The 12,917-nt window shown below is 34.0% G+C and carries 8 protein-coding genes; 5 read left to right on the top strand and 3 right to left on the bottom strand.

All coding sequences use genetic code 11. The annotated features are described in order from the left end of the window. Positions 1-2 precede the first annotated feature (2 nt). Positions 3-2,384: a T9SS type B sorting domain-containing protein gene (locus ACFWV9_RS04900; RefSeq protein WP_411894119.1), complete on the bottom strand. Its 2,382-nt coding sequence runs from the start codon at positions 2,382-2,384 to the stop codon at positions 3-5. A gap of 154 nt (positions 2,385-2,538) precedes the next feature. Here ACFWV9_RS04900 and pbpC point away from each other — a divergent pair, with 154 nt between their 5' ends. Beyond that, positions 2,539-4,890 carry a penicillin-binding protein 1C gene (gene pbpC / locus ACFWV9_RS04895; RefSeq protein ID WP_411894118.1) on the top strand — a complete coding sequence of 784 codons (2,352 nt, stop codon included), beginning with the start codon at positions 2,539-2,541 and terminating at the stop codon, positions 4,888-4,890. Between the two features lie 53 nt (positions 4,891-4,943). After that, complete coding sequence (locus ACFWV9_RS04890) at positions 4,944-5,381, top strand: hypothetical protein (protein ID WP_411894117.1); 438 nt, start codon at positions 4,944-4,946, stop codon at positions 5,379-5,381. Between the two features lie 35 nt (positions 5,382-5,416). Here ACFWV9_RS04890 and ACFWV9_RS04885 read toward each other — a convergent pair whose 3' ends face one another. Continuing rightward, complete coding sequence (locus tag ACFWV9_RS04885; RefSeq protein WP_411894116.1) at positions 5,417-6,475, bottom strand: endonuclease/exonuclease/phosphatase family protein; 1,059 nt, start codon at positions 6,473-6,475, stop codon at positions 5,417-5,419. 135 nt (positions 6,476-6,610) lie between these two features. Between ACFWV9_RS04885 and ACFWV9_RS04880 the strand changes: the two genes are divergently transcribed. Continuing rightward, positions 6,611-9,478, top strand: coding sequence for a carboxypeptidase regulatory-like domain-containing protein (locus tag ACFWV9_RS04880; RefSeq protein ID WP_411894115.1), 2,868 nt, complete (start codon positions 6,611-6,613; stop codon positions 9,476-9,478). Positions 9,479-9,519: 41 nt separating this feature from the next. Next, positions 9,520-10,914 (top strand): DUF5689 domain-containing protein, encoded by a 1,395-nt coding sequence (locus ACFWV9_RS04875; RefSeq protein WP_411894114.1) that lies wholly within the window; start codon positions 9,520-9,522, stop codon positions 10,912-10,914. Positions 10,915-11,401: 487 nt separating this feature from the next. On the opposite strand, the gene ACFWV9_RS04870 is transcribed toward ACFWV9_RS04875, so the two are convergent. Then, on the bottom strand, positions 11,402-11,917 hold the full coding sequence (locus ACFWV9_RS04870) for a cation transporter (RefSeq protein ID WP_411894113.1): 516 nt from the start codon (positions 11,915-11,917) through the stop codon (positions 11,402-11,404). A 96-nt stretch (positions 11,918-12,013) separates the two neighbouring features. On the opposite strand from ACFWV9_RS04870, the gene ACFWV9_RS04865 reads away from it, so the two are divergent. Next, positions 12,014-12,895, top strand: coding sequence for a DMT family transporter (locus tag ACFWV9_RS04865; protein ID WP_411894112.1), 882 nt, complete (start codon positions 12,014-12,016; stop codon positions 12,893-12,895). Positions 12,896-12,917 lie beyond the last annotated feature (22 nt).

Here is a 12,917-nt window from a genome sequence, read left to right as displayed (position 1 = left end):
GCTTACCGCTTCAATGTAAAATGTCCTTTAAATTCTTGGTTATCAATTACTATTCTATACCAATAGTCAGAACTAGGTAGGGGGTTATCAATAAACGTTCCATCCCATCTAACATTATTATTTTTTGCCGAGAAAATTAATTTCCCAAACCTATTGAATATGTAGACTTCTGTAGAATTAAAATATGGTGCTACATTAAAGTTAAAATAGTCATTATTACCATCGCCATTGGGTGTGATAAACTTCTGAATATAAAAATGAATATGGTCTGTGGTAACCACAGTATTACATACATTAGATCTCACAAAAATAGTATATAAACCACTTTCTACGCCACTAAAGATATTGCTAAACTGATAATTAACACCATCAATTGAATATTCGTAGTCACCTTGATTTAGAATATTTATATTTATTGAGCTTCCGTCTGACATAACATTCCCAATTTCCGGTAAATCAATCTCAGTGACATTAAATATTATAATTTCTGTGAAACAGCCATCTGTGACTTCTACTTCATAAGTTCCTTCGTTTTCAATTATAATAGAAAACGTATCCTCTCCACCATCCCATTGATAAGTTGGATTTACAATATCAGATATAGCCTCTAATTCTATAGTTTGGTTCTCACAGATAACTACAAACTCATCTCTAAACTCCAACGGTTGCGTACCTAGAATTTCCCATTCACATAAGTCTTCATTAAAAACAGAACTTTGCCAACACAATAAATCTGAAGGTTCTTGTGGTTCCGTACCAGAAACTTCCCATGAACAGGTAATATCATTAAATGTAGCTATCTCCCAACATTCCAAATTTGTAGGAGCATCAGGTTGTACTCCTGAGACTTCCCAAGTACATGTAACATTATCAAATGTTGCTGTTTCCCAACATTCTAATACCGGTTGAACTGGTTGACTTCCTGTCACTTCCCAATCACAAATTGTAGTATTAAAAGTTGCCGTTTCCCAGCATTCTAAATTAGTCGGTGGAGTTGGTTGCGTTCCTGTCACTTCCCATAAGCAAGTCATATTATTAAAGATTGCTGTCTCCCAGCACTCTATTGTAGGTTGGACGGGTTGTGTACCAGATACATCCCAAACACATGTCGCATTGTTAAAAGTTGCGGTTTCCCAACATTCTAAATTATTAGGTGGTGCTGGTTGTGTGCCAGTTACCTCCCAAGAGCAAGTTGTATTATTAAAAGTTACGGTTTCCCAACACTCTATTGTAGGTTGGACGGGTTGTGTACCTGTCACCTCCCAAGAACAAGTTGTATTGTTAAATGTTGCCATTTCCCAACACTCTATAGCAGGTTGAACTGGTTGTGTACCTGTCACCTCCCAAGAACAAGTTGTATTATTAAAAGTTGCTGTTTCCCAACATTCTATTGCTGGTTGAATTGGTTGTGTACCAGTAATTACCCAATCACAAATAGTGTCGTTAAATGTTGCGGTTTCCCAACACTCTATAGCTGGTTGAGCAGGTGCTTGATTTATATTGACTTCATATACATCCGAAAATGTAATACAATCTGAATTAGTCAGATTAGAAGCAAATTCTGCCACCTTGGCTCTGTAAAATGTTGTTGTGGTTATTCCATTTATATTTAAAACATCTGTTGTTTCTCCTATTAAATCTGTCCAATTAATACCATCTGTACTAGATTGCCATTGATAAAAATGTGAACTAAAAACAACATTATCTGGTATAGCGGTAATTGATTGAGAAAATGGTGTGAGTGAACTGCAAATTGTTGCAGAATTATTTCCTGAAGTGTCTTCTGACGTAATTAAATCACCACAACTTTTAAAGACAATGTCGTCTATGGCTAAATCATTACCACAACCACCAGAACCATTATTTATCATCTTTAAAATAACAGATGTTTGTGCTGGTAGTGTTTGAAACACTAATGCATATTGATTCCAATCAGGTGTTAATGTTCCTCCAATTGCTCCCGTTGCACCAGAAGCCAACAAGTTAGTATCCGTATCATCCCAAATTTCAAATCTAACATTGATTGGAATTAGACTAGATCCGCAAAATCCATTTAGAGGTGATAAATTTAATAACCATGAGGAAAATTCATAAGTTGTATTTTCGCATAAACCAGAAATATCGGTTCTATAAAATTCTCCTGCAGTAAAATCTGAATTAACCACCAACATTCTACCATTAGTGTCATTTGGTGTTACATCCTGTACGTCAAACCAATCGAAATAATCTGTATTACTAGTAACAACATAAAATCCATCATTTGGGTCTGCACCATTTGCATAAGCATAAGTTGTAGTGCCAGGAGGCAACTGAACATCATTTGTACCGGTACCAAAATCCTCATAAAAGATTGGATCACCAGAATTACCTTGGCAAAAACTCAATTGCGCACAAGCTTCTTTTGAAAGAAAAGAAAAACAAAAAATTATAAGTATTTTAAGATCTAGATAAGAGTTTCGCACGTTTAAATATATAGAATTTATCTTTTGAAAGAGACTTTTCGATAAGATGATTATTTATTCTTCTTTTGTATAGTATATGTATAGGTTTTTGAATTATATAAAACAAAATAAAGTAAAATCAATGGCAATTTTACTGCTTTTAATAGCCTATTATTTCTGTTTGCCTAAGCAATTATTTAAAGACCCAACAGCAACTGTTTTAACAAGTAATAATAACGAACTTCTTGGTGCAAGAATTGCAGACGATGGTCAATGGCGATTTCCATCTAATGATAGTATTCCAAAAAAATTTAAAACATGTATTCTGCTTTTTGAAGATGAATACTTTTATAAGCATCCTGGTTTTAATCCTGTTTCAATTTTTAAAGCCTTAAAGCAGAATTTAAATTCAGGTACTGTAAAACGTGGGGGAAGCACCATAACCCAGCAGGTCATTCGCTTATCAAGAAAAGGCCAACCTAGAAGTTATTTTGAGAAATTTAAAGAACTCATTCTAGCAACACGCTTAGAGTTTAGGCAATCTAAAGACGACATTTTAAACCTATATGTTAGCAATGCACCATTCGGTGGTAATGTAGTTGGAATTGAAGCTGCATCATGGCGCTATTTTAATCGAAATGCATCCAATTTATCTTGGGCGGAAAGTGCGACTTTGGCAGTTTTACCTAATGCACCAAGCCTCATATATCCTGGGAAAAATCAAAAACGCTTATTTGAAAAGAGGAATTTACTTTTAAAAAAACTATTCGAATATGGTACGATTGATAAACTTACATACGAGCTTTCCATTGCAGAAGAGCTACCAATAAAGCCTTACACATTACCACAAATAACCCCTCATTTACTTCAGAAAACAGTAAACGAACATAAAGGTAAACGCATTAAAAGCACCATAAACGTGTCCTTTCAAAACCAATCTAACACCATTGTTAAGCAACATTATGATAGATTAAAACAAAACGAAATTTATAATATTTCAGTCTTAATATTAGATGTGAATACTCGAGAGGTTTTGACATATATCGGAAATTCTCCAACCGATAAAACCCACCAAAACTATGTTGACATTGTGAATAAACCTAGAAGTACTGGTAGCATTTTAAAGCCATTTTTATACGCCTCTATGTTAGATGCAGGTGATATATTACCAAATACGTTGGTTGCAGATGTACCAACTCAATTTGGCAGTTATCAACCTGAAAATTTCAATCAGTCTTATGATGGTGCTGTGCCTGCAAATGAGGCTTTATCGAGATCACTTAATGTCCCAGCCGTTAGAATGCTTCAAAATTTTGGTTTAGATAGGTTTTATCACTATCTCAAAAAACTTAACTTAAAAGATATAAAATATAATGCAAACCACTACGGTTTATCATTGATCTTAGGAGGTGCAGAAAGCAACCTTTGGGATTTGTGTAGTAGCTATGCGGCAATGTCTTCCACATTAAATCATTTCAATGATTATTCTAGCCAATATTACACCTATGAATTTTGCAAGCCTATCTATATAAAAAATCAATCACTTGATTTCGGTGAATTGCAAAATGAAAAATCAATTTTTGATGCGGCCTCCATTTACCTTACATATGAGAGCATGAAACAGGTGAATCGCCCTGAGGAAGATGAAAGCTGGGAGTTTTATGATTCATCGCAAGAGATTGCATGGAAAACAGGAACAAGTTTTGGTTTTAGAGACGCATGGGCAATTGGCACTACGAAAAATTATGTCGTAGGTGTTTGGGTTGGTAATGCTGATAGTGAAGGAAGACCAGGACTAGTAGGTGTACAAACAGCAGCTCCAATATTATTTGATGTTTTTGATATTCTACCTAAAAGCGAATGGTTCGCACAACCATTTGATGAAATGATAGAAGTAAATATCTGCAAAAGAAGTGGATATAGAGCCTCAACTATATGCGATGAGACTGAGACAAGACATATTCAAACGAGTGGTATTAAAACAAAACCATGTCCTTTCCATAGATTAGTTCATTTAGATAGCAAAAAACAATTTCAAGTGAACTCATCTTGCGAATCCGTAGCAAATATTGAAAGTCAATCATGGTTTGTATTGCCTCCTTTACAAGCCTATTATTATAAGAGTAAGAATCCATTTTATAAACCACTACCGTCTATTAGAGGAGATTGCTTAAAAGATCGCGATATTTCTATGGAGTTTATTTACCCTAACCAACAATCTACCGTATTCCTCCCAAAAGACTTTGACGGAAAAACCAATGATCTTGTTTTAAAAGTAGCGCATTCAAGACCAGAATTAGAGCTTTATTGGTATGTTGATGATATTTATGTGGGTAGTACTAAAGACATTCACGATATGGCCATTCTACCAATTGCAGGAGATCACACCTTGACTGTTGTGGATGAATTAGGTAACGAGTTGAAGCACAAATTAACAGTTGCGGAATAAACCGTTTAGTCTTCAAATTCTTATTTTTGTACTCTAAAATTAACTAAACACTTATGGAAACCGTTCAATTTATCCACTCCTATTGGGCTTACTTAGTATTGTTTGTGCTTGTTGTCGCAACGTTTAATGCACTAATTAAATTTTTTGGAGATAAAGAATTTGATGCCAAAGACTTTAGGATTTCACTTTTTGCACTAATTACAATGCACATTCAATTATTAATTGGGATTGTTCTATTCTTTTTGAAAGATTACTTTTCCACCATTGAACAAGTTGGAGGAATGGGTGAAGTAATGAAAAATTCTGATTTAAGAAATTTAATTATAGAGCATCCCATAACAATGATCATTGCAGTAGCACTTGTTACGATTGGTTATTCAAAGCACAAAAAGAAATTAGTGTCTAAACCTAAATTTAAAATGCTAGCAATATTCTACAGCTTAGCATTGATTTTAGTTTTAGCAAAAATACCATGGAATCTCTGGTTCTAGTAAATAAAAAAAGCGTCCAAGTTTGGACGCTTTTTTTATTCGCTTGCCTGTTTTATTAGATAAATGTAAACCGGAAAGTGGTCACTAAATCCATCTGTAAAACCACCATCGGCAAAACTTCTAAACGGATAGCCTTCCCAACGTCCTCTTTTGTTAGATAAATAAGCTTTATTGTATATACCTGCTTTCCAAAAACGATACGAAGAATAGTCGCTTTCAATGAGCGGTTTAGTAACCATTATTTGATCAAACAAACTCCAGGCATCTCTATATGCTGTTGTGCCATAACCTTTTTCAGTAAACATTTTCTCAAAAGGATTATAAATACCTTTTAATGGCACTTTCTTCTTGTCTTTCTTAGCTTTTAAAACCTCTTTTACACTATCGTTAGTAGGGTCATCATTTAAATCACCCATGGTTAAAATTTTAGCGTAAGGGTCTATTGACTGTAAGGAATCAATAATTCGTTTGTTCAGTTTCGCAGCTCCAACTCTTTTAGATCTGCTTCTAGCCTCTCCACCACTTCTGGATGGCCAGTGATTAACAATTATATGTATTAAATCCCCATCTAGCTTACCGCTGACCAATAATTGATCTCTAGTAAAAACACGTTTTCTAGTCAAATCATCGTAAATCAATAATTCATGGGAACTAGATTCTACAGGCTGAAACAATTCCTTCTGATACAATAATGCTACATCTATACTTCTTCGATCTGGCCCTTCAAAATGAATTATGCCGTAATCTTTAGAAAGAAGTAAGGGGTCATTAACCAGATCTTCTAGAACTTTTCGATTTTCAATCTCACAAACTCCAATTACAGCTGGTGAATTATTTGCCATATCGTTTCCGATATTGGATATAACCCGTGCCATATTTTTAATTTTCTTTCTATAAATTTCAGAGCGATTCGCCTTAAGTTCCATTATGGGACTTGCTTCATCATACTTTAATGGATCGTTAATCGTATCAAATAGATTTTCTAAATTGTAAAAAGCTACAGTGTGAATTTTAAAACGTTTTTCTTCTTGCGCGTTTACATTAAAAAAGCTTACGAAAACAATTAAAAGTAGAAGCGATTTTAGTAATTTCATAGGGTTGTATTAACTTATTGTTATATCGTATACAAATTGCCTGCCAAAATTATATAATTATTATAAATAATGTACATTTGGACGCCTTAAATAACTATATTTTAATCTAACATAACAATCAATTTAAAATTAGGCATGAAAAAAAGTTTTTTACTATTTCTGTTTGGAATTGCCTTTACCTTTTCGAGTTTTGCACAACAAACTATTGTAAAGGGAAGTGTTCTAGACGGAACTACAGGAGAACCAATTCCTGATGTAACGATTTCTATTGAGGAGACCGGACAAACAACTAAAACAGATGCTAAAGGGGAATTCAGTTTTACTGAAAACGTACCTCTTGGCGAGCAGGTTTTAAAGGTCGAAAGAGTAGGATACGTTACCAAACGTTACCCAATCATCGTGAATGAAGGCCAAACCGTGGATATTAGTGGTATGACTTTAGATTTTGATTCGAGTGACAAAAAAGATCTATTCATTATTTCAATATCGGATGATAATTTAAATAGCGAAGATGATGGATTAACCGACAACATCTCAGGTTTGTTACAAGCCTCTAGGGATGTGTTTCTCAATGCAGCTGCTTTTGATTTCAGTGCAACATTTTTTAGACCACGTGGTTTAGATAATGCCAATGGTAAAGTACTAATCAATGGTGTTGAGATGAACAAGCAGTTTAACGGAAGACCTCAATGGGGAAACTGGGGTGGTTTAAACGATGTACAACGTAACCAAGAATTCTCAATGGGAATTTCTGCAAACGACTATACCTTTGGAGATTTAGCAGGTACAAATAACATTATTATGCGCGCTTCTAAGTACCGAAAAGGTGGCCGTATTTCATATGCTTCGGCAAATAGAAGTTATCAAGGAAGAGTAATGGCAAGTTATAATTCTGGTTTGTTAGAAGGTGGCTGGTCATATTCAGTGCTAGGATCTAGACGCTATGGTGAAAATGGTTATATAGACGGTACATTGTACGATGCAAATTCTTTCTTTGTAGCAGTAGAAAAACAAATTAATGACAAGCATAGCTTAAATTTTACAGGTATTTATGCGAAGAACAGACGTGGGCGATCTACAGCAATAACTGAAGAGGTATATGATTTAAAAGGACGTCAATATAATCCGTTTTGGGGGAATTTAAATGGAGAAGAACGCAACTCGAGAATGCGAGAAATTAACGAGCCAATATTAATGCTTAATCACTTTTGGGATGTTTCATCTACAATTAAATTAAATACAAATGTTGCATACCAATTTGGTCAAATTGGTAATACAAGAATTGATAATGGAGGTACGAGACTAGTACAATTCAATGGAGAAGACACTTATATTGGAGGTGCTAGAAATACAGACCCAACATACTATCAGAGACTACCAAGTTATTTCCTTAACAGAGATGATGCTCCTACGGCTTATGATTATGAACAGGCCTATTTAGCTGAGCAAGAATTTATTAATAATGGTCAGTTTAATTGGTTAGATGTCTATGCTGCAAACGTTAGCTCTACTGCCAACGGGTATAACGCAATTTATGCATTACAAGAGGACAGAATTGATGACCAACAATTAACAGCAAATATATTATTAGATGCTGAATTAGCAGAAAACATAAAACTTAATGGTGCTGTAAATTATAGAACACTAAAAAGTGAAAACTTTGCTTCAATTAAGGACTTGTTTGGTGCGAATGGTTATTTAGATGTTGACTTTTTTGCGGAAGAAACAGATCCAAATCAAAACCTAAGTAATCTTGCACAATCGGATGTTAGAAACCCAAACCGAATTGCGGGAGAAGGTGATAGATATAAATACAATTATGAAATAGATGCTAACGTAATTAGTGCCTTCGCACAAGCTCAATTTAAATACAATAAAATTGACTTTTACGTCGCGGCAAATGTTTCTAATACAGATTATCAAAGAAACGGTTTGTATCAAAACGGATATTTTGCTGACAATTCATTTGGTAAAAGCGATAAAGCAGAATTTTCAAACTTTGGATTAAAAGCTGGTGGTACTTACAAATTAAGCGGTAAACATTTACTTGATTTTAACGCCGCTTATTTAACTAAAGCCCCGTCGATAAGAAACACATTTGAAAATGCAAGACAAAACAATGAGTTAATTAACGAACTAAATAGTGAAGTTATAACTACAGTAGATGCAAGTTATATTTTCAGATCACCAATTATAAAGGCTCGTGTAACTGGTTTTTACTCAACCTTTGAGGACGGTACAGATATAGGATTTTATTTTACAGAAGGGAGTTCAGGAGCATTTGTTCAAGAGGTGTTGACTAACGTAGATCGCAGACATGTAGGTGGTGAGCTAGGTATTGAGGCTCAAGTAACGCCAACCATTAAACTTAAGGGTGCCGCGTCTGTTGGTCAATATGTTTTCACTAATAATCCCAACATGTACTTATCTGGTGATGATTTTGAGAATGACCTAACTTATGGTGATGGTAAGGTAGCTTTAGAGAATTATCATGTTGCCGGAGGGCCAGAACGAGCTTTCCAAATCGGATTTGAATATAGAGACCCGGATTTTTGGAATATTGGTGTAACAGCCAATCATTTTTCGAATGCATATGTAGATGTAAATAATCTTAAAAGATCTGGTCGTTTTAATACTAATTTAGATCTCATTACAGAAGATAGATATAGAGAAGGCGGTAACATCTCGGGCTATGGTTTTAATGACTATGATCCAATCGTTGCTAGAGAATTATTGAAACAAGAGCAATTTGAAGATTATATGCTTGTAAATATTATTGGTGGTAAATCATGGAAAGTAGGAGATTATTTTCTGGGATTCTTTGCTACAATAAACAATGTATTCGATAAAGAATATAGAACTGGTGGTTTTGAACAAGCCAGACGAGTTGATTATAGAAGTCAGATACAAGAACAATCTAATGAAAACGGTCCAGTATTTGGAAATCGCTATTTCTATGGTAACGGAACTACATATTATTTAAACGTATATGTAAGATTCTAAAATATTAAAACACAATCTTTAACTTTACAAAGACAAAAAAAATGAAAACATTCAAATTAAATAAACTAACACTTTTACTAATAGGTTTATTAGTCTTTACAGCCTGTGTAGAAGATGATGAATATGATTTACCTAATTTAACTGTAAATGAGGTAGAGTTTGATACAGACGATCAAATAATTGATATTGATGCTGTATTAGGCTTCTTTAACCAATCTGGTGAAGCTTATACTTTCGAAGATAATCCAGACTTTGATGTTTATACTTCTGGTTATGTTATATCTAGTGATGAAGGTGGAAACTTTTTCGAAGAATTAGTTATACAAGATAAGGCAGAAAACCCAACAGCAGGAGTTGTTGTGCAAATTGATGTAAATCCATTGTTTACGATTTATGAATTCGGCAGAAAAGTATTTATTAAATTAGATGGACTAACAATTGCTGAGGACAATGGTGTTTTACAATTAGGAAGAGCAGCTGGAAACGGCATTGATAAAATTGCTGCCTCTCAAAGAGCAGAGCATATTATTTTAGATCCTGAGGTTGCAACCATTATTCCTTTAGATGTAGAAATAAGTGATTTTTCTAACGACTTAGAAAACCTTTTCATCAGATTAAGCGACATGCAATTTAATCGTAATGATGTTTTAGGAGATAATCCATTAACCTTTGCTGCTGAAGACTCTGATGAATTTGATGGTGAACGTTCTGTGGAAAATTGTGCTAATGGAACTTCTGTTATTATGAGTACAAGTACATTTTCAGATTTCAAAGGCTTAGCATTACCTGCAAACCGTGGTTCTATTTCAGCAGTATTAACTAGAGATTTCTTTGATGATTTCTACACGATTGTTGTTAATTCTCCTGAGGATATTGTTTTTGATAATGAAAACCGATGTGATCCAGATTTCTTAGAATGTACAGGTGCATCTGGAGGTGGTTCAGTTATTTTTGAGGAAGATTTTGAAGGCTTTGGAACTTATGACTCTGAAGGATGGGATAATATAAATATTAATGGTACCAGTACAGACTGGTTTATTAGCAGTTTTAGTGGTAATTTCTACTCACGTATCTCTGCATTTAGCTCTGGTAACTCTGAAGCTAATGTGTGGTTAGTTACTCCTGCAATAGATATGGATTCTACTACAGGTGAAGAAATTTCATTCGATGTTCAGGCAAACTTTGATAATGGTACAAATCTTTCAGTATGGGTTTCTACAGATTATACTGGTGACCCAACAACAGCAACATGGTCTTTATTAGATGCTACAATTCCTGTAGGTCCTTCTAGTACATTTGGTGATTTTGAATCAGTTGGACCTGTAAATATTTCTTGTGTTGATGGTACTGCAGTATTTGGTTTCTTCTATGAAGGTTCAGATCCTAGCGCAACAACAAGATATCATTTAGATAATATAGTTGTTACTGGTAATTAATCTTACCAGAATAAAATTAAAAACCACATCTTTGTAAATTAAGATGTGGTTTTTCTTTTTTTAACAACATATGTTAGATAATTATTATATATCAATCCTAAAATATTACAAAGGTAAATTGGGTAGACGCAGTCTTACCTTGGCCATATTTTATATTAATTTTTTAGAACTATCAATACTGTTATTATTGGGTACATTCTTTATGGCATTTGCTAGGCAAATGAAACTTATAACCATGTCGTCTTATAAATTTTGGACATTGTTCCTCATTGTTGGGGTATTTATAATTTTTAAAAATTGGATGCGTTTTAACGGTAAAAAAAGAAATGTCTTAAATGCTAAGTCCAAATCTAAGCCTATGTCAATTTACTTGATCTGGACATTACCTTTTGCTAGTTTACTTTTAGCATTTGTTCTCTATCAGGTAAAATAAAAATGCCCTCCTAAAAGGAAGGCATTCGTTAATTATATTAATAGACTAGATGTTTTACTTGCCTTGTTTTTCTTTAGCACAACAAGCTTTATCGCAATCTTCTTTACAAGCTTTCTTTTCTGCTTCGGTCTTGTTAGCACAACAAGCTTTGTCACAGTCTGCTTTACAAGCTTTCTTTTCGCCTTCAAAGCCATCAACTTTTTTCATGTCCTTAACCTTGTAAATATCAGCAACACTAGTAACCGTTTCCTCTAACGATTCAGGCGACACCTTTGCTTCATCATACTCTACCATAGCTAATCGTTTGTCAAAATCTACTTTTGCAGATTTAACACCTTCCATTTTAGCCATTTTCTTTTCAATAGTCTTTGCACAACCCATTGCGCAAGTCATACCCTCAATACCAAACTCTACCTTGGCATAAGTAGCATTAGGATCTAATGTCTCAGAAACCTCTTTATTGGTTACTTCAACATCAACAGTTTTAACTTCTGGCTGTGTATCGTTCTTACAAGCTGTAATTAATAAAGCCAGAATTACAACGACAAAAAGATTCTTAAATGTGTTCATAGAATGTAAATCTTAAATTTGCCCTAAATCTAATAAATCTTGCTGTTACTTGATAAATAATTAACGATTTTTGTGATTCAATTACCAAGTTTTTGTATGAAAAACCCTAAAAGTAAGTGGATTTACCTTATCATTCTTTCAATAATTTGGGGTAGCTCTTTTATATTAATAAAAAAAGCGCTGTTAGGTCTAACGGCATATCAGCTTGGAGCCCTAAGAACAATAATAACAGGTGTTATTTTACTCTCTGTTGGATTCTATAAATTAAAAGAAATACCAAAAGATAAATGGAAATGGCTTTTGATTTCTGGTTTACTTGGCTCTTTTATACCTGCATTTTTCTTTGCAATTGCCGAGACCGAAATAGATAGTGCAGTAACATCTATTTTAAATTCACTTGTGCCACTTAATACTATATTATTAGGCTTTGCGGTTTTTAAAATCGCTTCAACTAAAAGACAAATTCTTGGTGTAATAATTGGTTTTATTGGTACGGCTATATTGATCTCTAAAGGATCAGAACTCAACCCAAATCAAAATTACTTATATGCATTTTTTGTGATCGCCTCAACCTTAATGTATGCAGCAAATACCAATATTATTAAACGCTATTTGCAAGATGTAAAACCACTTGCAATTGCTGCTGGAAATTATGTTTTCATAATAGTTCCTGCTTTTGTGGTTTTGCTATTCACAGATTTCTTTGCTGAAAAAACTTTTAACCACCCTGAATTTCTACCGTCCTTAATATATGTAACAATACTTTCTCTTTTTGGTACTGCAATAGCAAAGGTGGTGTACAATAAACTGGTGCAAATATCTACACCTGTTTTTGCATCTTCAGTGACTTATATTATGCCACTTATAGCATTAATTTGGGGCATCTTAGATGGTGAAACCTTTAGCTTTATACAAGCTATGGCTGCAATACTAATATTGGTTGGTGTTTACTTAGCTAATAAACGAAATAAAGCATAAAAAAAGCCGAAGTAAAACTCCG

This window comes from Winogradskyella sp. A2, from assembly GCF_046762865.1.
Classification (GTDB): Bacteria; Bacteroidota; Bacteroidia; order Flavobacteriales; family Flavobacteriaceae; genus Winogradskyella.
The sequence above is the reverse complement of the archived record's forward strand: the minus strand, read 5'-3'. Positions and strand labels throughout refer to the sequence as shown.

Bases quoted from the DNA above. Each gene is read 5' to 3' on its own strand.
- pbpC (WP_411894118.1), top strand. From the start codon at position 2,539: ATGTATAGGTTTTTGAATTATATAAAACAAAATAAAGTAAAATCAATG.
- ACFWV9_RS04890 (WP_411894117.1), top strand. From the start codon at position 4,944: ATGGAAACCGTTCAATTTATCCACTCCTATTGGGCTTACTTAGTATTG.
- ACFWV9_RS04885 (WP_411894116.1), bottom strand. From the start codon at position 6,475: ATGAAATTACTAAAATCGCTTCTACTTTTAATTGTTTTCGTAAGCTTT.
- ACFWV9_RS04880 (WP_411894115.1), top strand. From the start codon at position 6,611: ATGAAAAAAAGTTTTTTACTATTTCTGTTTGGAATTGCCTTTACCTTT.
- ACFWV9_RS04875 (WP_411894114.1), top strand. From the start codon at position 9,520: ATGAAAACATTCAAATTAAATAAACTAACACTTTTACTAATAGGTTTA.
- ACFWV9_RS04870 (WP_411894113.1), bottom strand. From the start codon at position 11,917: ATGAACACATTTAAGAATCTTTTTGTCGTTGTAATTCTGGCTTTATTA.
- ACFWV9_RS04865 (WP_411894112.1), top strand. From the start codon at position 12,014: ATGAAAAACCCTAAAAGTAAGTGGATTTACCTTATCATTCTTTCAATA.